General features: G+C 59.1%; 21 protein-coding genes. 10 read left to right on the top strand and 11 right to left on the bottom strand.

The annotated features are described in order from the left end of the window. Window positions 1-54: 54 nt before the first annotated feature. On the bottom strand, window positions 55-627 hold the full coding sequence (locus C1N56_RS14755) for a SadB/YajI family lipoprotein (protein WP_394516810.1): 573 nt from the start codon (window positions 625-627) through the stop codon (window positions 55-57). Between the two features lie 15 nt (window positions 628-642). After that, on the bottom strand, window positions 643-1080 hold the full coding sequence (lysM, locus tag C1N56_RS14750) for a peptidoglycan-binding protein LysM (protein WP_058769381.1): 438 nt from the start codon (window positions 1078-1080) through the stop codon (window positions 643-645). A gap of 171 nt (window positions 1081-1251) precedes the next feature. On the opposite strand from lysM, the gene nrdR reads away from it, so the two are divergent. From nrdR to pgpA, 6 genes are all read left to right on the top strand, one after another. Further along, window positions 1252-1701 carry a transcriptional regulator NrdR gene (gene nrdR, locus C1N56_RS14745; protein WP_031279647.1) on the top strand — a complete coding sequence of 150 codons (450 nt, stop codon included), beginning with the start codon at window positions 1252-1254 and terminating at the stop codon, window positions 1699-1701. A 3-nt stretch (window positions 1702-1704) separates the two neighbouring features. Further along, window positions 1705-2808 carry a bifunctional diaminohydroxyphosphoribosylaminopyrimidine deaminase/5-amino-6-(5-phosphoribosylamino)uracil reductase RibD gene (ribD, locus tag C1N56_RS14740; protein WP_394516809.1) on the top strand — a complete coding sequence of 368 codons (1104 nt, stop codon included), beginning with the start codon at window positions 1705-1707 and terminating at the stop codon, window positions 2806-2808. Window positions 2809-2901: 93 nt separating this feature from the next. After that, a complete protein-coding gene (gene ribE / locus C1N56_RS14735; protein WP_021507162.1) occupies window positions 2902-3372 on the top strand; it encodes a 6,7-dimethyl-8-ribityllumazine synthase in 471 nt (156 codons plus the stop codon). Between the two features lie 19 nt (window positions 3373-3391). Further along, a complete protein-coding gene (gene nusB / locus C1N56_RS14730; protein ID WP_031279648.1) occupies window positions 3392-3811 on the top strand; it encodes a transcription antitermination factor NusB in 420 nt (139 codons plus the stop codon). 46 nt (window positions 3812-3857) lie between these two features. After that, window positions 3858-4835, top strand: a complete 978-nt coding sequence (gene thiL / locus C1N56_RS14725; protein ID WP_021507164.1) for a thiamine-phosphate kinase — start codon at window positions 3858-3860, stop codon at window positions 4833-4835. 25 nt (window positions 4836-4860) lie between these two features. Next, window positions 4861-5313: a phosphatidylglycerophosphatase A gene (pgpA, locus tag C1N56_RS14720; RefSeq protein ID WP_370586268.1), complete on the top strand. Its 453-nt coding sequence runs from the start codon at window positions 4861-4863 to the stop codon at window positions 5311-5313. A gap of 183 nt (window positions 5314-5496) precedes the next feature. Here pgpA and C1N56_RS14715 read toward each other — a convergent pair whose 3' ends face one another. From C1N56_RS14715 to xseB, 4 genes are all read right to left on the bottom strand, one after another. After that, window positions 5497-6471, bottom strand: a complete 975-nt coding sequence (locus C1N56_RS14715; RefSeq protein ID WP_021507166.1) for an aldo/keto reductase — start codon at window positions 6469-6471, stop codon at window positions 5497-5499. Between the two features lie 67 nt (window positions 6472-6538). Further along, window positions 6539-8404 carry a 1-deoxy-D-xylulose-5-phosphate synthase gene (gene dxs, locus C1N56_RS14710; RefSeq protein ID WP_021507167.1) on the bottom strand — a complete coding sequence of 622 codons (1866 nt, stop codon included), beginning with the start codon at window positions 8402-8404 and terminating at the stop codon, window positions 6539-6541. A 19-nt stretch (window positions 8405-8423) separates the two neighbouring features. Beyond that, window positions 8424-9323, bottom strand: coding sequence for a (2E,6E)-farnesyl diphosphate synthase (gene ispA / locus C1N56_RS14705; RefSeq protein WP_260641422.1), 900 nt, complete (start codon window positions 9321-9323; stop codon window positions 8424-8426). Then, a complete protein-coding gene (gene xseB / locus C1N56_RS14700) occupies window positions 9323-9565 on the bottom strand; it encodes an exodeoxyribonuclease VII small subunit (RefSeq protein WP_058757966.1) in 243 nt (80 codons plus the stop codon). The genes ispA and xseB overlap by 1 nt, the downstream gene beginning before the upstream one ends. A gap of 234 nt (window positions 9566-9799) precedes the next feature. On the opposite strand from xseB, the gene thiI reads away from it, so the two are divergent. After that, a complete protein-coding gene (gene thiI, locus C1N56_RS14695; RefSeq protein WP_021507170.1) occupies window positions 9800-11248 on the top strand; it encodes a tRNA uracil 4-sulfurtransferase ThiI in 1449 nt (482 codons plus the stop codon). Window positions 11249-11388: 140 nt separating this feature from the next. On the opposite strand, the gene yajL is transcribed toward thiI, so the two are convergent. After that, window positions 11389-12000: a protein deglycase YajL gene (gene yajL / locus C1N56_RS14690; RefSeq protein WP_058757964.1), complete on the bottom strand. Its 612-nt coding sequence runs from the start codon at window positions 11998-12000 to the stop codon at window positions 11389-11391. Next, the gene (panE, locus tag C1N56_RS14685) at window positions 11954-12874 is read right to left on the bottom strand and encodes a 2-dehydropantoate 2-reductase (RefSeq protein ID WP_058757963.1); all 921 of its coding nucleotides are present in this window, start codon (window positions 12872-12874) and stop codon (window positions 11954-11956) included. The genes yajL and panE overlap by 47 nt, the downstream gene beginning before the upstream one ends. A gap of 127 nt (window positions 12875-13001) precedes the next feature. On the opposite strand from panE, the gene C1N56_RS14680 reads away from it, so the two are divergent. Then, window positions 13002-13493: a YajQ family cyclic di-GMP-binding protein gene (locus tag C1N56_RS14680; RefSeq protein WP_021507173.1), complete on the top strand. Its 492-nt coding sequence runs from the start codon at window positions 13002-13004 to the stop codon at window positions 13491-13493. Here the strand turns inward: C1N56_RS14680 and C1N56_RS14675 are convergent. After that, window positions 13490-15256 (bottom strand): sigma-54-dependent Fis family transcriptional regulator, encoded by a 1767-nt coding sequence (locus C1N56_RS14675; protein ID WP_394516808.1) that lies wholly within the window; start codon window positions 15254-15256, stop codon window positions 13490-13492. The two genes, C1N56_RS14680 and C1N56_RS14675, sit on opposite strands and share 4 nt — an antisense overlap. 262 nt (window positions 15257-15518) lie before the next feature. Between C1N56_RS14675 and C1N56_RS14670 the strand changes: the two genes are divergently transcribed. Both C1N56_RS14670 and adhP read left to right on the top strand, forming a co-directional pair. Then, window positions 15519-17039: an acetaldehyde dehydrogenase ExaC gene (locus C1N56_RS14670; RefSeq protein WP_021507175.1), complete on the top strand. Its 1521-nt coding sequence runs from the start codon at window positions 15519-15521 to the stop codon at window positions 17037-17039. Between the two features lie 30 nt (window positions 17040-17069). Continuing rightward, window positions 17070-18110 carry an alcohol dehydrogenase AdhP gene (adhP, locus tag C1N56_RS14665; RefSeq protein WP_058757960.1) on the top strand — a complete coding sequence of 347 codons (1041 nt, stop codon included), beginning with the start codon at window positions 17070-17072 and terminating at the stop codon, window positions 18108-18110. 56 nt (window positions 18111-18166) lie between these two features. Here adhP and C1N56_RS14660 read toward each other — a convergent pair whose 3' ends face one another. Both C1N56_RS14660 and cyoE read right to left on the bottom strand, forming a co-directional pair. Continuing rightward, a complete protein-coding gene (locus C1N56_RS14660) occupies window positions 18167-19531 on the bottom strand; it encodes an MFS transporter (RefSeq protein WP_031279651.1) in 1365 nt (454 codons plus the stop codon). 203 nt (window positions 19532-19734) lie between these two features. Next, entirely contained in the window at window positions 19735-20622 is an 888-nt protein-coding gene (cyoE, locus tag C1N56_RS14655) for a heme o synthase (RefSeq protein WP_021507178.1), read from the bottom strand. Window positions 20623-20628 lie beyond the last annotated feature (6 nt).

Here is a 20628-nt window from a genome sequence, read left to right as displayed (position 1 = left end):
GAAATGAAACGGGCTGCCTGAGTGCAGCCCGTTTTTTTATGCCTGACGCCAGAGTTACTGGCCTGTGACAACCGTGCTGACGTCCGTCACCGCCTGCACATCATGCACGCGCACGTAGCCGGGCTGACCCGGTGCCAGCCCGCTGAGTCGCAGCGGTACGCTGACCGAATTGCGCGGCATCAGACTGGCGGGCACGGTAATGGTCTGGCTCAGGCTGTCGGCGTTCAGCGGCTTGCCGCTGGCGGGATCGATTTCGCCCCATACCACGCGGGCGCTGAGCGCCGGCACCGGCTTATCATCGGTTGAACGGATATTCAGGTTAGCGCGGCTGCCGCTGGCTTCCCCCTCAACGTGCGACAGCGACAGGCGCAGTTTACCCAGCTGCGTCTGCAGCTCTACCGGCGTATTCGCCTGCGGGAGTAACCATGCGCCCTGCGTCGACTGGCTGTTGAGCTGCCCCTGAATCTCCAGCGCGCTGGCCTGACTGGTCAGTTTGCGCATCTGCTGGTTGAGCTGGCTCACTTCCTGATGCAGCGCTTTGACCTGAGGTGAAGCGGGGGTGGAGCTGCAACCACTGAGCACCAGCGCAGCAAGCGCTGCCGGCACCCAAATCATCCTGAATGTCATGCAATGTCCTTCCGGTTATTTAGGGATACGTAAAACCTGGCCGGGATAGATCTTATCAGGATGCGTCAGCATTGGCTTGTTCGCTTCAAAGATCTTGTTGTATTCGTTCGGCGTGCCGTACACCTGCTTCGAGATAGCGCTCAGGGTATCGCCTTTTTTCACCGTGTAGAATTCGGCCTGCGCGGCGCTGTCACTGGTGGTGACGTTATCTTCCACTTTGGTGATGCCGGCCACGTTACCCGCCGCCACCAGAATCTTCTCTTTCAACTCCTGCGAGATACCGTCACCGCTGACCTTCACGGTATCGCCCTGGACATCGACTTTCACTTTATCGCTGTCGGGCAGGCCGAGTTGATTAATGTGCTCCTGCAGCTTTTTGCTCTGGTCATCGCCGCCTGACACCGCATCCCACAGTTTTTCACCCGCTTCTTTGACGAAATTGAATAAACCCATACATCCTCCTGTCATTAAGCCGGATTGGCTCTCTAAGCTTAGTAACTTTTCACGGTTTGCTGTAACCGTCAGGCGTCGCTGTGAGCCAGGTGGCGATTCTGCGCCCTGTATTTTGTTGCAACCGGGAACGCGCTACACTATCTGCCCCCAATTCTCGCGACAGGAAACGTCATGCATTGCCCATTCTGCTCCGCTGTGGACACCAAAGTGATTGATTCACGTCTGGTTAGTGAGGGCTCCTCAGTGCGCCGCCGCCGCCAGTGCCTGGTATGCCATGAGCGTTTTACCACCTTTGAAGTGGCCGAGCTGGTAATGCCGCGCGTGGTGAAAAGCAACGACGTGCGCGAACCCTTTAACGAAGATAAGCTGGCCAGCGGTATGATGAAGGCGCTGGAGAAGCGTCCGGTGAGCGCGGATGCCGTCGACAATGCGGTTAATCACATCAAAACCCAGCTGCGCGCCACCGGCGAACGTGAAATTCCCAGCAAGCTGATTGGTAACCTGGTGATGGAAGAGCTGAAGAAGCTGGATAAAGTCGCTTATATTCGCTTCGCATCGGTGTATCGCAGTTTTGAAGATATTCGTGATTTTGGCGAAGAGATCGCCCGCTTACAGGATTAATCCATGACCGATGCGCACTACATGGCGCGCGCGCTGGAACTGGCGCGGCGCGGACAATATACCACCACCCCGAATCCTAACGTCGGCTGCGTTATCGTGCGCGACGGCACGATCGTGGGCGAAGGCTGGCATCAGCGCGCCGGTGAACCGCACGCGGAAGTGCACGCGCTGCGCATGGCGGGCGACCACGCACGCGGTGCGACCGCATATGTCACGCTGGAACCCTGCAGCCATCACGGTCGGACGCCGCCGTGCTGCGATGCGCTGATTGCCGCCGGCGTCAGCCGGGTGGTCGCGGCGATGCAGGATCCTAATCCGCAGGTGGCCGGGCGCGGCTTGTATCGTTTACAGCAGGCCGGCATCGACGTGAGTCACGGCCTGATGATGAACGAAGCGGAAGGGCTTAATCGCGGTTTTCTCAAACGCATGCGTACCGGTTTTCCGTGGATTCAGCTCAAACTGGGTGCCTCGCTAGATGGCCGTACCGCCATGGCCAGCGGCGAAAGCCAGTGGATCACTTCCGCAGCGGCAAGGCGCGATGTGCAACGTTTACGTGCCCGCAGTTCAGCTATCCTTACCACCAGCGCCACCGTGCTGGCGGACAATCCGTCGCTGACGGTGCGCTGGGATGAACTGAGCGAGACCGTGCGCCAGCAGCTGGATGAGAGCCAGCTGCGTCTGCCGTTGCGGGTGGTGATCGACAGTCAGCAGCGCGTGACGCCGCAGCATCGTTTGATCGCCCAGCCCGGCGAAACCTGGCTGATGCGCACGGAGGCTGATGCACAAAGCTGGCCGCCGGGCGTGAGTCAGATTGAGGTGCCGCCGCGCGGTGAGCAGCTCGATCTGGTGGCGATGATGATGCTGCTCGGTCAGCGTCAGATCAACAGCGTGTGGGTCGAGGCCGGTGCCGGTCTGGCCGGTGCGCTGCTGCAGGCCGGCCTGGTGGATGAACTGATCGTTTATCTGGCACCGAAACTGCTGGGTAATGCCGCGCGCGGTCTGTGTGCGCTGCCGGGACTGGAAACGCTGGCCGATGCGCCAGCGCTGAATTTTAGCGACGTGCGTCAGGTTGGCGACGATTTACGGCTGACCCTGACACCGCGCTGAGCATGCACGGAAAAGCCTGAGCGCGTTGCCGAAGAGTATGATAGAATCCGCCCCCTTCTGCGGGGCCATAAAACAAACACCCAAAGGATATGTATGAAAGTTATCGAAGCTGCTGTTGCCACGCCTGATGCCAATATTGCCATCGTAATCGCGCGTTTTAACAATTTCATCAATGACAGCCTGCTGGACGGTGCAGTTGACGCGCTGAAGCGTATTGGCCAGGTCAAAGCGGAAAACATCACCGTGGTCTGGGTACCGGGCGCTTACGAGCTGCCGCTGGCGGCACGCGCCCTGGCGAAAACCGGCAAGCACGACGCGATCGTTGCACTGGGCACGGTGATCCGTGGCGGTACCGCACACTTCGAATACGTGGCGGGTGAAGCCAGCTCCGGCATCGCTCACGTAGCGATGAACAGCGAAATTCCGGTGACCTTCGGCGTCCTGACCACCGAAAACATCGAGCAGGCGATTGAACGCGCCGGCACCAAAGCGGGTAACAAAGGCGCCGAAGCGGCCCTGACCGCACTTGAAATGATTAACGTATTGAAAGCCATCAAAGCCTGATTTTTGTAAGGGGAATTTTGTGAAACCTGCTGCTCGTCGTCGCGCCCGTGAGTGCGCTGTCCAGGCGCTTTACTCCTGGCAGTTGTCTAACAACGACATTGCCGATGTGGAATACCAGTTTCTGGCGGAACAAGACGTCAAAGACGTCGATATTAGCTATTTCCGCGAACTGCTGGCCGGTGTGGCGACCAACAGCGCGTTCCTGGACGGCCTGATGAAGCCTTACCTGTCGCGCCAGCTGGAAGAGTTGGGCCAGGTAGAAAAAGCCATCCTGCGCATTTCGCTCTATGAACTGAGCAAGCGTGACGATGTGCCGTACAAAGTGGCGATCAACGAAGGTATCGAACTGGCCAAAGTGTTTGGTGCTGAAGACAGCCACAAGTTTGTTAACGGCGTGCTGGATAAAGCCGCTCCGCAAATTCGACCGAACAAAAAATAAGTGCAAAAGGCCGGCTCACCGGCCTTTTTTCATTGAGACCTGACTTATGTCCTGTGGTGAATTCGAACTGATCGCACGTTATTTTAACCGCGTCACCAGCTCCCGCCGCGATGTGGAGAAGGGAATTGGTGACGACTGCGCGTTACTTAACGTGCCGGAAAAACAGACGCTGGCCATCAGCACCGATACGCTGGTGGCGGGCGTGCATTTCTTACGTGATATCCATCCGGCCGATCTCGGCTACAAAGCGCTGGCGGTTAACCTGAGCGACCTGGCGGCGATGGGCGCCGATCCGGCATGGTTAACGCTGGCGTTAACCCTGCCCGAAGTGGATGAGCCGTGGCTGGCGGCGTTCAGCGACAGCCTGTTTGAGCTGCTGGATTATTACGATATGCAGCTGATCGGCGGCGATACCACGCGCGGGCCGCTCAGCCTGACGCTGGGCATTCATGGCCTGGTGCCGGCCGGCCGTGCGCTGAAGCGCGCCGGGGCCAAACCGGGTGACTGGATTTTTGTCACCGGCACGCTGGGCGACAGCGCTGCTGGTCTGTCGCTGCTGCAGCACCATCATCGCCTGAACGATCCGGCGGTGCATGAAGTGCTGATCAAGCGTCATCTGCGCCCGATGCCGCGCGTGCTGCAGGGCCAGGCGCTGCGCAATCTGGCGACGTCAGCCATCGATCTGTCCGATGGCCTGATCTCCGATCTCGGCCACATTCTCACCGCCAGCCGCGTCGGTGCCCGCATCAATCTGGATGCGCTGCCGCTGTCGGCTGCGTTGCGCGATCACTTTGAGCCTGAGCAGGTGCTGCGCTGGGCGCTGAGCGGGGGTGAAGATTATGAGCTGTGCTTTACCGTGCCGGAAGTCAATCGTGGTGCACTGGATGTGGCGCTGGGCCATCTTGGCGTGGCGTATACCTGCATCGGCCAGATCGCGCCGGAAGCAGAAGGGCTGACGCTGCTGGAGAACGGCAAGCCGCGCAGTTTCCATCACAAGGGATTTGATCACTTTGACGCTAAATAAAGATGTGGCCAAAAGCCGTCTGCGCATGGCCAATCCGTGGCACCTGCTGGCGACCGGTTTTGGCAGCGGCCTGAGCCCGATTATGCCCGGCACCGCCGGTTCGATTGCCGCCATTCCCTTCTGGTGGCTGATGACGCTGCTGCCGCTGCAGCTGTATTCGCTGCTGGTGCTGATAGGCATCAGTGTGGGTGTCTATCTGTGTCACCGCACCGCGCGTGATATGGGTGTGCACGACCATGGCAGCATCGTGTGGGATGAGTTCATCGGCATGTGGATTACGCTGATGGCGATACCGGCGATGAGCTGGCAATGGGTGCTCGCCGGCTTTGTGATTTTCCGTATTTTCGATATGTGGAAGCCGTGGCCGATTCGCTGGTTCGACCGTAACGTGCACGGCGGCATGGGCATTATGGTCGATGACATTATCGCCGGGGTCATTTCAGCGGCGATTTTGTATGGGTTGGGGCTGGTGCTTTAATGCGCCAGGTGCGCATGAATGCGCACCCTACAGAAAGCGTTGCCATGAATGCGTAGCCCACAGCAGGTCGCCAGGAATGCGTAGCCCGCAGGCAGGTCGTATGAATGCGTAGACCACAGGCAGGTCGCCATGCACGCGCTGCCTGTGACATCAGGTCGCCCTAAAGGCGACCTGACCGGACCGTTACTCGAATCCCACCACCGGATGTGGTTGGTAGACGCTCTCCAGCTCGGCGATATCGGTTGAACTCAGCTCCACGTCGACGGCTTTCACCAGCTCGGCAAACTGCTGCTCGCGCGAGGCACCAATAATTGGCGCGGTAACCACCGGCTTATGCAGCAGCCATGCCAGCGCCACCTGCGCGCGCGTTACGCCTTTGTCCGCAGCCACCGTTGCCAGCCGTTGCGCAATGGCCGCGTCATTCTCTTCGGTGCCGGTATAGAGTTTTTCCATTACGTTATCCGACACCGAACGCGCAGTGGTTTCTCCCCACGGACGCGTCAGCTTACCGCGCGCCAGCGGGCTCCATGGCAGCACCGCGATGCCTTCGCGCTGGCACAGCGGATGCATCTCCTTCTCTTCTTCGCGCTGAATCAGGTTGTACTGATCCTGCATACTGACAAAACGCGCCCAGCCATGCTGCTGCTGTAACTGCAGCGCCTGCGCAAACTGTGTGGCATGCATCGAAGAAGCCCCGATGTAACGCGCTTTGCCTGACCGCACTACCTGATCGAGCGCTTCCAGCGTCTCTTCAATCGGCGTGGCGTAATCCCAGCGATGAATCTGCAGCAGATCGACATACTCCATGCCAAGCCGCGTCAGGCTGTCATCAATCGACTGCAGAATATTGGTGCGCGACAGCCCCTGCGACAGGTTGCTCAGCGGAAAGTAGACTTTGGTCGCCACCACCACCCGATCGCGCTGCGCATAATCTTTGAGCGCGCGGCCGAGGATCTCCTCACTGCTGCCGTCGGAGTAGCTGTTAGCGGTGTCGAAGAAGTTGATGCCCGCGTCCAGCGCCTGCTTAATCAGCGGTCGGCTGCTCTCTTCCGGCAGCGTCCAGGCGTGATTACCGCGCAGCGGATCGCCATAGGTCATACAGCCTAAACAGAGACGTGAAACCTGCAGATCGGTCTGGCCTAAACGAACGGTTTTCATGAAGGGCTCCTGCTCTTATGCGTGGGGTTTTACCCTCAAGCATAGCAGCAGGAGCGGGGAAGGGCGGTTACTGCGCCAGCCAGGCGGCGATTTGCTGCTGGATGCCTGCGGCGTCCAGCTGATAATCCTGACGCACTTCTTCCTGCGTCCCCTGCGGAATGAACTCATCCGGCAGGCCGAGGTTAAGCACCGGCACGCGCAGGCGTTTCGCCATCACGTATTCGTTGACGCCGCTGCCGGCACCGCCTTTGATCGCGCCTTCTTCCAGCGTAATCAGCGCGTCGTGGCTGGCCGCCAGTTCGCTAATCAGGGCTTCATCCAGCGGCTTAACAAAGCGCATGTCGACCAGCGTGGCGTTGAGCGCGTCGGCGGCGGCCTGCGCTTCCGGCAGCAGAGTACCAAAGTTGAGGATGGCCAGCTGCTCGCCGCGACGCCGGATGACCCCTTTGCCAAGCGGCAGGCTGGCCAGCGGTTCCAGCGTGGCGCCGGTGCCGGTGCCGCGCGGATAGCGCACCGCGCTCGGGCCATCCTGATAGTGGTAGCCAGTGTAAAGCATCTGCCGGCACTCGTTTTCATCGCTTGGCGTCATGATCACCATACCCGGCACGCAGCGCAGATAGGCGATATCAAACGCCCCCTGGTGCGTCTGGCCGTCGGCCCCCACGATGCCACCGCGATCGATAGCAAACAGGACCGGCAATTGCTGAATTGCCACGTCGTGAATCACCTGATCGTAGGCGCGCTGCAGGAAGGTGGAGTAAATCGCCACCACCGGCTTGTAACCGCCGATGGCCATGCCCGCGGCAAACGTCACCGCATGCTGCTCGGCGATCGCCACGTCAAAGTACTGCTGCGGATAATCACGCGAGTAGCTCACCATGCCGGAGCCTTCGCGCATGGCTGGCGTCACGGCCATCAGCCGCGCATCGTCGGCGGCCATCTCGCTCAGCCAGTTACCAAAAATTTTCGAGTAGCTCGGCAGGCCCGGCGCGCTTTTCGGCAGCGAGCCGCTGGCCGGATCGAATTTCGGCACCGCGTGCCAGGTAATCGGATCTTCTTCCGCCGGCGCGTAGCCCTTGCCCTTTTTGGTCATGATGTGCAGGAACTGCGGCCCTTTCAGATCGCGCATATTCTTCAGCGTACTGACCAGCGTCAGCACATCGTGACCGTCGACCGGACCGATATAGTTAAAGCCCAGCTCCTCAAACAGCGTGCCCGGCACCACCATGCCTTTCAGGTGCTCTTCGGTGCGCTTCACCAGCTCTTTGATCGGTGGCAGCCCGCCCAGCACGCGCTTGCCGCCTTCGCGCAGGCGTGAATAGGTTTTCCCCGAGAGAATCTGCGCCAGGCGATTGTTCAGCGCGCCCACGTTTTCAGAGATCGACATTTCGTTGTCGTTGAGGATCACCAGCATGTCCGGCTTGATATCACCAGCGTGGTTCATGGCTTCAAACGCCATGCCCGCGGTAATCGCGCCGTCGCCAATAATACAGGCGGTGCGGCGACCTTTGCCTTCGCGTTCGGCGGCCACGGCCATGCCGAGACCGGCGCTGATGGACGTCGACGAGTGGCCCACGCTCAGCACGTCATATTCGCTTTCGCCGCGCCACGGGAACGGGTGCAGGCCATTTTTCTGGCGGATTGTGCCGATACGGTCGCGGCGGCCGGTCAGAATCTTGTGCGGATAGGCCTGATGGCCGACGTCCCACACCAGATGATCAAACGGGGTGTTGTATACATAATGCAACGCGACGGTCAGCTCGACGACGCCCAGACCCGAAGCAAAGTGGCCGGACGAGCGGCTCACGCTGTCCAGCAGATACTGACGCAGCTCGTCGCACAGGTCCGGAAGTTTTTCTTTAGGCAGTAAACGTAATTCCTGAACCGTGCCTGCTAACGCCAGTGTCGGGTATTTTGCAATATCAAAACTCATCAGAGACTCATTATATAAGTTATTTATCGCGTTCAATTATAAAGCTGGCCAGCGCCTGCAGAGCGGACGTGTCATACGACTGTGCCGCCAGCACCTCCAGCGCGCCCAGTGCTTCGCGATAGAGATCCTGCGCTTTGGCCCGCGCGTTATCCAGTCCCAGCAACGCCGGGTAAGTGCTTTTCCCCAGCGCCTGATCGGCTCCCTGGGTTTTGCCCAGAACGGCGGTATCGCCGACCACATCGAGGATGTCATCCTGCACCTGAAACGCCAGTCCGATGGCGTTGGCGTAGATATCCAGCTGCGGCAGCGCATCGCGGCCCGCGGCACCCGCAGTGAGGGCGCCGAGACGCACGGCGGCGCGGATCAGCGCGCCGGTTTTATGGCGATGGATCTGCTCCAGCTGGTTCAGGTCCACGGATTTGCCTTCGGCGGCTAAATCCAGCGCCTGGCCACCGCACATGCCGGCCACGCCGCTGGCCTGCGCCAGTTCGGAAATCATGGCAATGCGATCCTGCGGGCTTACGCCGGGCATCGGCTGGTCCGCAAGAATGGTAAACGCCAGGGTTTGCAGGGCATCGCCGGCCAGAATCGCCGTGTCTTCGCCATATTTGATATGGCAGGTTGGCTGCCCGCGACGTAACGCATCGTCGTCCATCGCCGGCAGGTCATCATGAATCAATGAGTAAGCGTGAATGCACTCCACCGCTGCGGCGGGGGCATCCAGGCTGGCCGCCTCGGCGCGCAGCATCTCGCCAGTGGCATACACCAGAAACGGGCGCAGGCGCTTACCGCCTAATAGTGCCCCATATTGCATGGCGTTCACCAGAGGAGAACTCTGAAAAGGAAGTGGATCTATTAAGCGCGTCAACGCCTGGTTCACGCGCTCATGGTAGGCGCGCTGCAGTTGCACGAAATCCATTACTCATTTTCCGGCGTGAAAGGGGCGAGCGGGGCGTCTTTGTCGTCGCTCAGCAGAATCTGCACGCGCTGTTCCGCCGCCTGCAGGGTTTGCTGGCCGCTGCGTGCCAGCTGTACGCCGCGCTCGAATTCATTCAGCGCCTCTTCCAGCGGCAGTTCGCCACTCTCCAGACGGCTGACAATCTGTTCCAGCTGCTGCAGTGCGTTTTCAAAACTCACGGGCGCTTCGGCTTTTTTCGGCATAATCAGTGTCGACTCACAGGTTGGGACATTATGTTGCAATCGGTCATGGTAGCCGACGGGCATTGATTAGCAAAATAATCAATGCGGCGAAGGTTGCTTACAGCAGTCACCCGACAAAGGTGATATACTTGCGCGCCTCGGATGCGGTGGCTGATGCCAACCCGCAATTATATGATTTTACCAGCTAAGTGTTGATGATTTTAGCACTTATTTGCCCAACGAAGCTGTGTCGCCATGAAGTTTATCATCAAGCTCTTCCCTGAAATCACCATCAAAAGTCAGTCGGTGCGCCTGCGCTTTATCAAAATTCTGACCGGTAACATCCGTAATACCCTGCGCACCCTCGACGAAGAGATCGCCGTGGTGCGCCACTGGGATCACATCGAAGTGCGCGCGAAGAAGGAAGCGCTGCGTGCCACCGTCACGGAAGAGCTGACGCGCATTCCCGGTATCCACCATGTGCTGGCGGTCGAAGACCGCGCCTATACCGACATGCACGATATCTTCGAGCAGACGCTGGCGCTCAACCGCGAGCGGCTGGAAGGCAAGAGCTTCTGCGTGCGCGTGAAGCGTCGCGGCAAGCACAGCTTTAGCTCGCAGGATGTGGAGCGCTACGTCGGCGGCGGTCTCAATCAGCACATTGAAAGCGCGCGCGTGCAGCTGAATCACCCGGATGTGACGGTGAATCTGGAGATTGAAGATGATCGCCTGCTGCTGATTACCGGCCGCTATGAAGGCCTGGGCGGCTTCCCGATCGGCACCCAGGAAGATGTGCTGTCGCTGATTTCTGGCGGCTTTGACTCCGGCGTCTCCAGCTATATGCTGATGCGCCGCGGCTGTCGTGTGCACTACTGCTTCTTTAACCTTGGCGGCGCGGCGCATGAAATCGGCGTGCGTCAGGTGGCGCACTATCTGTGGCAGCGTTTTGGCCGTTCACATCGCGTGCGTTTTGTCGCCATCAATTTTGAGCCGGTGGTGGGCGAAATTCTGGAAAAAGTTGATGACGGCCAGATGGGCGTGGTGCTGAAGCGCATGATGGTGCGTGCGGCGTCGATGGTGGCTGAGCGTTACGGCGTGCAGGCGCTGGTGACCGGTGAGGCGCTGGGCCAGGTCTCCAGCCAGACGCTGACTAACCTGCGTTTGATTGATAACGCGTCCGACACGCTGATTCTGCGCCCGCTGATCTCGCACGATAAAGAGCACATCATCAATATTGCGCGTCAGATCGGCACCGAAGACTTTGCCCGCACCATGCCGGAGTACTGCGGCGTGATTTCGAAAAGCCCCACGGTGAAAGCGGTGAAGGCGAAGATCGAAGCCGAAGAGCAGAACTTCGATTTCGACATTCTGCAGCGCGTGGTGCAGGAAGCCAGCAACGTCGATATCCGTGAAATTGCGGAGCAGACGGAAGAAGAAGTGGTGGAAGTGGAAACCGTGGCGTCATTCAGCGGCAACGATGTGGTGCTGGATATCCGTTCAATTGATGAACAGGACGACAAGCCGCTGGCGCTGACCGGCGTGGAAGTGAAATCGCTGCCGTTCTATAAGCTGAGCACTCAGTTCGGCGATCTCGATCAGAGCAGAACCTGGTTGCTGTACTGCGATCGCGGCGTGATGAGCCGGTTGCAGGCGTTGTATCTGCATGAGCAGGGTTTTAAGAACGTGAAGGTGTACCGTCCGTAACCGCGGGGGTGTTAAGCCTGGCGCGCCTGATTTCGGGTGCACGGGCAAAACCCGGTGCGCAGGAATGCGCACCCTGCAACCAACGCGACGAATAAAAATGTGCGCTGATCTCGTGGGGTCGCCATTGATGGCGACCTTTTTTATGCGCGCTCTTCAAATTCCTGATAATTATAAATCCCTGCCGCCAGCACCAGCTGTGACGCGACTTCACGCGCTTGCTCTTTATCCACCAACAGGTCAATCAGCTTCAGGGCAAAATCGATCGCCGTGCCCGGCCCCTGGCTGGTCAGCAGATTAACGCGCGGATCCCACACCACGCGGCGCTCCATCCATTTTTCTTCCGGAATGGTGTGCTTCAGGCCGGGAAAACCGGTCATGTTGCCCACCGGAAACAGGTCATGCGGCACCAGCACCGTGCCCGGCGCGGCACAGATCGCCGCGACAATGTTGCCCGCCAGATGGCACTGGCGTACCGTCTCCACCAGCAGCGGACTGTCGCGGAAGGTTTCAGCGCCTTTGAGGCCGCCCGGCAGGACGATGGCGGCAAAATCGTTATCCGCTACTTCCACCAGCGGTGCGTCAGCCAGCAGGCGTACGCCGCGGGAGCAGACAATCTCGCGCGTGCCGTCGCTCTCCACGCTGGCGGTGGTCACCTTCAGGCCGGCGCGGACCAGCAGGTCAATGGTGGTGACCGCTTCGGTCTCTTCACTGCCATGGGCCAGGCAAACCAGCACTGATGCGTTCGCGCTCATATTGGGACTCCTTGCGTTTAATCAGGTCGTACAGGCGGGTGTTTTCCGGCAGTGCAATCCCCTGCGCACGGGCGCGACGCAGCAGGTAGCCGGTAATGTAATCAATTTCAGTCTGACGCTGCGCACGCACATCCTGCAGCATTGAGGAGACGTTGGCGGCGGTGCTGTCGATGACGTCGTAAATAATGTCGCGCAGGTTATCCAGCGCAATGTGCTGGCCCTCGCGCTCCATCACCCAGGCCAGCTCCTCGCACAGCCGGTTAATCTGCTCCGGCCAGGCGCGCAGCGCGCCGTTCTGGCAGTCGTGCTCAACCGTCAGCGTGTTGATCACGCAGTTAACTGCCAGCTTGCGCCAGCTGGCAGACGCGATGTTATCGTGCCACGCCACGTCCGGCAGCGCCTGATGCAGAATATCGGCGATATCGCTCAGCGCCGCGCTTTCGCGGCTGGCAGGCCCGATGTGGGTGATACCCTGCGCGACATGTTTAATCACCGTGCCGTCGCGCATCGCCGCGTGCGTGGTGATGCCGCGCAGCAGCGGCTGCTGCACTTCTTTGAGCTCTTCGATGGTACCCATGCCGTTGTGCAGCAGCAGGATCGGCGCGTGGCGCGGCAGTACGCTTTGCAGGTTTTTCACCGCAGGGGAAACCTGTGGTGCTTTCAGGGTCACCAGTAGCAACTGGCTTTCGGCCAGAAACAGCGGATCGTTAGCGATGAAGGTGTGATTGCTGACGTGGCCCTGCGGATCAACCACGTTGACCGAACAGTACGGCTGCGGTACGCGCAGCCAGCCCTGAACGTCATGTCCCTGGCGTGCAAGGGCCGCGAGCCAGATTTGCCCCAGGGCGCCGCAACCCAACACGGTAATTTTCATTATGCCTCCCGCTGGCGGGTGGGTGAATGGGTGTCACACCCTTAATTATAGCTTTCCGCGTCGCGTGTTTTATTAGCGCGACAAGACGCGTATTATGCATGTCACTTTAGTATCAGGAGAAGAAAAGATGCCATCTTTCGATATCGTTTCCGAAGTCGAACTGCCGGAAGTGCGTAATGCGGTGGAGAATGCCAACCGTGAGATCTCAACCCGTTTCGATTTCCGCAACGTGAGCGCCAGCTTTGAGCTCAACGAAAAGAATGAGACCATCAAAGTCACCAGCGAATCGGATTTTCAGGTAAAGCAGCTGGTGGATATTCTGCGTGAAAAGCTGCTGAAGCGCGGCATTGAAGGCGCGGCGATTGAAGTACCGGAAGAGATTGTGCACAGCGGTAAAAGCTGGAGCGTTGAAGCGAAGCTGAAAAAAGGCATCGAAAGCGATGTCGCGAAGAAAATCGTTAAGCTGATCAAAGACAGCAAACTGAAAGTGCAGACGCAGATTCAGGGTGAAGAGCTGCGCGTCACCGGTAAATCCCGCGACGATCTGCAGGGTGCGATGGCGCTGGTGCGCGGTGGCAACTTGGGTCAGCCGTTCCAGTTCAAAAACTTCCGCGATTAATCCCCTCTGTCGCGTGCCGCACGACGATACAGCGTGCTGCGCGCGACCCCCAGCGCCTGCGCCGCTTTACTGATATTGCCGTCATAGCGCAGCAGCGTTTCACTGATCAGCTGTTCATCGTGGCGTTCGCGCAGCGGCGGTGCCGGCGGGCGGCGATACTCTGCCGGCAGGTGACTTTCCGTCAGCGTTTCGCCCTCATCGGCGAGCGCCAGCAGCACGCGCAGCAGACTGCGTAGCTGGCGCACATTGCCCGGCCATGACTGCTGCGCCAGCGCTGTCAGCAGCGCCGGAGACAGCTGTACGCCACGCTGCGCGGCCCCCAGCTCCTGCCATAAATCGCGGATAAACCCGGCGACGTTCGGCCAGGCGCGCAGCGGCGGAAGGGTCAGCGCGAACTCCTGCAGACGATAAAGCAAATCCTCACGAAATTCGCCGGCGGCCACGCGCTGGGCCAGATCGCGATGCGTGGCGCAAATCACGGCAAAATTCACCGGCCAGCTGCGACTGGAGCCGAGCGGCGCCACCTCTTTTTCCTGCAGCACGCGCAGCAAACGGGTCTGCAGCGTCAGCGGCATATCACCGATTTCATCCAGAAACAGCACGCCGCCATCCGCTTCGCGAATTTTGCCGATGTAGCCATTTTTACTGGCGCCGGTAAATGCGCCGGGCTGGTAGCCAAACAATTCGGATTCAATCAGCGCTTCGGGGATGGCGGCACAGTTGATGGCGACAAACTTGCCCGTGCGCCAGCGGCTTTGCTGGTGCAGCACGCGGCTGACATACTCCTTGCCGCTGCCAGTTTCACCATAAATGCACAGCGAAACGCCGGCATCCAGCAAGCGCAGCATTTTTGCGCCGTCAGCTCCCAGCACGCGCGGCAAGTCATGCGTGCGACTGTCCGGCACGCTGACATGGCTGCGCTGCGGCGCGCGCAGGCGGAACCAGTAGCGCTGCGCGCCAATGTCGACCGCGGCGGGAACGCTGTTGGCCTGCTGCTGCAGTTGTGGAAACAGCTGCTGAAACGTCAGGCTGGCAAAGCGATCGGCGCTGAGAGCCAGTTCGCGCATCGCCAGCCGGTTAGCTGCAGTCAGCACATTGTCAGAAAACACCAGCAGCAGTTCATCACTGGTGTCGATGCCCTGCGGCTGCGGATGCAGACTAAGCAGCCACTGCTGCGGATGCAGGCTCTGCTTCACCCACAGGTACTCGATCTGCTTTGCCGCTGCTTTCACCCGGTTCAGGGTATGCGGATGCGGAAAGTGTGCCGGACCCGAGATATCCAGCACGCCAGCTATCTGTCCGTTGGGCATCTGCAACGGCATCGCGGCACAGTACAGACCCTGATTGCGCGTCAGGAAATGCTGCTGGCCATCAATTTCACAGCCGTCATCAATCGCCAGCGCGGTGCCAATCGCATTGGTGCCGCGTCCGCATTCACTCCACAGATTACCGGGTGCCAGGGCAAAGCGCTGCGCTTTCTCCAGCGCCTGCATATCACCAAAGGTGTTCAGCACCAGCCCGCTGGCATCGGACAGGATCACCACCGACTGCGTCTCCGCCATCTGCTGCGCCAGCTGGCGGATGACCGGCTGCGCAAACTGCTGCAACCCGGCGTTGCTGGCCAGCACATCGGCCAGCTCGCCCTGACGCACGCGCGGGAAATCGTCGGCGCTGCGCTCTAATCCATACAGCTGGCTGCGGAACCAGGAGTCGCTTAACAGCGGGTTGGCGTGCACGGCAGACGCGGCTGAATTTCCCTGCATGAGTGACCTCAGAACGGCGTGTAAGTGTTGCGATATTGTAGCGCTCGGGTTTCTGCACTGTTGCGATACGCAACACAGATACAGTGTTTGTCCCGGAGAACAGACAGGGTTGCTGGCGGGGGAATGATTTTATTTGATTGATAAATAATGCATTTGTCGCTTTTGCGCCTGATGAGAAAAAACTGGCACGCGCGCTGCAATACCAACACAGGCAGTTGCGCTGCCTGTTCAGACCCTCTGACCTGATAATAAGGAGTTTGCGATGCGTTATGCACATCCCGGCACGCCCGGCGCGCTGGTCTCTTTCCAGGCGACCTACGGCAACTATATCGCCGGCAACTTCACCGAGCCGCTGAGCGGCCAGTACTTTATGAACACCTCGCCGGTAGACGGCAGCGATATCGCTCAGTTCCCGCGCTCCGACGCGCGCGACATCGATCTGGCGCTGGATGCCGCGCATCAGGCCGCCGATGCGTGGGGCAAAACCAGCGTACAGCAGCGCGCCAACCTGCTGCTGCAGGTGGCCGATCGTATGGAAGCCAGTCTTGAGAAGCTGGCGGTAGCGGAGAGCTGGGATAACGGTAAACCGATTCGCGAGACGCTCAATGCCGATCTGCCGCTGGCGGTCGACCATTTTCGCTACTTTGCCGGCTGCCTGCGCGCGCAGGAGGGCAGCACCGCTGAGATCGACGAAACCACGGTGGCCTATCACTTCCATGAGCCGCTGGGCGTAGTCGGACAGATCATCCCGTGGAATTTCCCGCTGCTCATGGCGGCGTGGAAGCTGGCACCGGCGCTGGCCGCCGGTAACTGCGTGGTGCTGAAACCGGCTGAGCAGACGCCGCTTGGTATTACGCTGCTGATGGAGCTGATTGGTGATCTGTTTCCACCGGGCGTGCTGAATGTGGTGCAGGGCTTTGGCCGCGAAGCCGGCGAAGCGCTGGCCACCAGCAAGCGCATCGCTAAAATTGCCTTTACCGGATCCACGCCGGTCGGGCGGCATATCATGGCCTGTGCGGCGGAGAACATCATTCCCTGCACCGTCGAGCTGGGCGGCAAATCACCCAACATCTACTTCGCGGATGTGATGTCGGGCGAAGAGGCGTTCATCGAGAAAGCGGTCGAGGGGCTGGTGCTGGGCTTCTTTAATCAGGGCGAAGTCTGTACCTGTCCATCGCGCGCGTTGATTCATGAATCGATCTACCAGCCCTTTATGGAGCGGGTGCTGGCGAAGGTTGCCACCATTCGCCGTGGCGATCCGCTCGATACCGACACCATGATCGGGGCTCAGGCTTCCCGCCAGCAATTCGACAAAATCCTGTCCTATATCAACATCGCCCGTGAAGAAGGCGGTCAGATTCTGACAGGGGGCGAGCGTGCGCATATCGCCGCGGAGCTGGATAACGGATTCTACATCCAGCCCACCCTGATCAAGGGCAGCAACCAGATGCGCTGTTTCCAGGAGGAGATTTTTGGGCCAGTGATTGGCGTCACCACGTTCCACGATGAGGCAGAGGCGCTCGCGATCGCCAATGAAACCCAGTTTGGCCTGGGCGCGGGCGTGTGGACGCGCGATACCAATCTGGCGTATCGCATGGGCCGCGGCATTAAAGCCGGTCGCGTCTGGACCAACTGCTATCACATCTATCCCGCTCATGCGGCATTCGGTGGCTACAAGCAGTCGGGCGTCGGGCGTGAAACCCACAAAATGGCGCTCAGCGCCTATCAGCAAACCAAAAATCTGCTGGTCAGCTATGGCACAGCGCCACTGGGGCTGTTCTGAGTCCGCATCCGTTCAAATGGAGAGTGAAAGATGAATATGCAAATCAAAACCACCATGAAAGCCGCGATTGTGAAGGCGTTTGGTGAACCGCTGGTGATTGAGCAGGTGCCGGTGCCGTCCGTTGGGCCGGGGCAGATTCTGGTGAAAATCGCCGCCACCGGCGTGTGCCACACCGACCTGCACGCCGCCGAAGGCGACTGGCCGATCAAGCCCAATCCGCCGTTCATTCCCGGCCATGAAGGTGTCGGGCAGGTGGTGGCCGTCGGCGAGGGCGTCAAACATCTCAAACTGGGCGATCGCGTCGGGGTACCGTGGCTCTACTCGGCGTGTGGCCACTGCGAGCACTGCCTCGACAGCTGGGAAACGCTGTGTCTGTCGCAGCAGAATGCCGGCTATTCGGTCAACGGCAGCTTTGCCGAGTACTGCCTGGCGGATGCCAACTACGTCGGCATCATTCCGGATAACGTTGAGTTTAATGAAGTGGCACCGATTTTATGTGCTGGCGTAACGGTTTACAAAGGCCTGAAGATGACCGATACCAAACCGGGTGACTGGGTGGTGGTTTCCGGCATCGGCGGTCTGGGGCACATGGCTATTCAGTATGCGGTGGCGATGGGGCTCAACGTGGCGGCGGTCGACATCGACGACGATAAGCTGGCGTTTGCAAAACGGCTCGGTGCCAGCGTGGTTGCCAATGCGAAGCAGGTCGATCCGGCGAAAGTGTTTCAGGAGAGCTTTGGCGGTGCGCACGGCGTGCTGGTGACGGCGGTCTCGCCAAAAGCGTTTGAACAGGCGATCGGCACGCTGCGTCGCGGCGGCACCATGGTGCTTAACGGCCTGCCACCAGGGAAATTCGATCTCTCGATCTTCGACATGGTGCTGGATGGCATCACGGTGCGCGGCTCGATTGTTGGCACGCGTAAAGATCTGCAGGAGGCGCTGGATTTTGCCGGTCGCCATAAGGTGAAAGCGAATGTCGCGGTTGAGCCGCTGACTAACATCAACGATATCTTTGCGCGCATGCACGCCGGCAAAATTGAAGGGCGTATTGTGGTGGATATGTCGCTGTAGTGACGCTGAGCGGACCGCGTGGCGCCAGAGCATCGCGGTCCGCTGTGGCTAAGTCATTAACTGCTGGCGAGCAGCGCCTCCAGCTCCACGCGGCTCGTCACTTTGCTGTCAATTTTAATGTAAGCACTTTTCTCTTCCGGCACGATAAACACCGACGCCACGCCGGGCTGCGCGCGCAGCCGCTTCTCCAGATTCGGTACCGCCAGCACCGCATCGCTCAGCACCAGGCGCAGGCTGCTGACGTACGGCGGCTCCTGCATCGACATGGCGACAAACAGCCATGCAGCAGCCACTATCGCGCCGACCAGAAACACCGTTTGCGCATCGAAGTGGCCGAAAATCCAGCCGCCCAGGCTGCCGCCAATCGCGACGCCAATAAACTGGCTGGTGGAATAAATCCCCATGGCCGTGCCTTTGTAGCCCGCCGGCGACTCTTTGCTGATCAGCGACGGCAGAATCGCTTCCATCAGGTTAAAGGCAAGGAAAAACAGCTGCACGCCAATCACCAGCGTCCAGAAGTGGCCTGCGGCGCCCCACAGCACAATTTCCGCGATGATGATCAGCGCCACGCAGCCGACAAACACCCGCTTCATGCGGCGTTTTACCTCGGCATAGATAATAAACGGCACCACGGCGACAAACGCCACCAGCATGGTCACCAGATACACTTTCCAGTGTTCAGCCGCCGGGAAGCCCGCCTGTTCAAACTGGCCCGGCAGCGCGACGAAGCTCGACATCAGTAAAATGTGCAGACAGAGAATGCCGATATTCAGCTTCAGCAATTTGGGATTGGCCAGCACTGCGCGAATGCTGCCTTTGACCATGCCGGATTCGCGGTTCAATACGTGGCCCGGCGCATTGGGCACTACCAGCAGGGTGATCACGATACCCAGGCTGGCGAGCAGGGCAATCATCCAGAACAGCGCGTGCAGACCCAGCGCGTGCGTGACAATCGGGCCGACCACCATGGCAATCGCAAAGGTAACGCCGAAGCTGATGCCGATAAACGCCATCGCTTTGGTGCGGTTCTGTTCACGGGTCAGGTCTGACAGCAGCGCCATCACCGCCGCGGCAATGGCACCGGAGCCCTGCAGCGCACGACCAAGGATAATGCCCCAGATGGAGGTGCTGGTGGCGGCAATAAGGCTACCAAGCACAAACAGCAGCAGGCCACCGACAATCAGCGGCTTGCGGCCGATACGGTCGGACAGCAGACCAAAGGGGATCTGAAACACGGCCTGCGCCAGACCATAAATACCAATTGCCAGACCGATCAACGTTTCGCTGGCGCCCTGTAAAGCCATACCGTAAGTGGTCAGTACCGGCAGGACCATAAACATTCCCAGCATGCGCAGGGAAAAAACTGTGCCTAAACCCCATGTTGCCCGAAGCTCAACTGGTGTCATTCTATTATCGTTCATTCCAACCTCTGTAAGTTTATGCCCCTGGGACTTCAGGTTGCAGCGGCACAGGTTGCGCGCCCTTATCTGCGACCCGGCTCACCGGGGCATGCAGCGCTTATTTTAGAAAGCAGGGCAGGGCGGGTAAAACAATTGTTTTTAAGCAGTGGTAACAAAAAGAAAGGGCGCGAAATTCGCGCCCTTGTCCGGAGTAACGGTCTGACTTACCAGACGTAAGTCAGCAGGTCCTTAGAGGCCGGGGCCATAAAGTCCACCGACATCATCACGCTCAGCGCAGTGATGGCGACAATGGAGAACACGAACAGTTTACGCGCCCAAACTTTGTCGTTTGAGGTTTTGTAACCTGACAGTGCCATACCCAGCCACCACACGCTGACGGCGGCAGCCACCACCAGATATTTGTAGCCAGCATAACCGCCCAGCGACAGCATCAGCGTGGCAATCATGAACGCCAGGATGTACAGCGTAATATGATTTTTCGCCACGGAGATGCCTTTCACCACCGGCAGAACCGGAATATTGGCGGCCTGATAATCTTTGAAGCGGAAGATGGCAATCGCGTAGGAGTGCGGCATCTGCCACAGGCTAAAGATAGCCAGTAAGATTAACGCGCCGGCATCAAACTGGTTGGTCACCGCGCAGTAGCCAATCACTGGCGGCGCAGCGCCAGAGAGGCTGCCAATCAGCGTGCCATAGACCGAATGACGCTTCATGTAGAGGCTGTAAATGCCGACATAGACGACGAAGCCCATCACCGCCAGCCACATGGCCAGCGGGTTAGCGCCAAAATACAGCAACGCAAAGCCAGCAATACCCAATGCGGTTGCATAAACCAGGCTTACTTTCGCCGAGATCAGGCCTTTGACCAGAACACGGTTCCGCGTTCTCTCCATTTTGATGTCGATGTCGCGGTCAATCACATTGTTGAATACACAACCGGATGCGACCACCAGCGAAACGCCCACCAAAGCGACGAGAAACAGGGGGTAATCAATGCTGCCTTTTGAAGCCAGCAGGAATCCACCGATCACAGAAATTAAATTGCCGAAAATAATTCCTGGTTTTGTTACTTGCAGGTATTGCTTAATCATTACGCG

The sequence above is a fragment of the Pantoea sp. SGAir0175 genome, from assembly GCF_043547855.1.
This window is presented reverse-complemented; position numbering and strand designations above follow the sequence as displayed.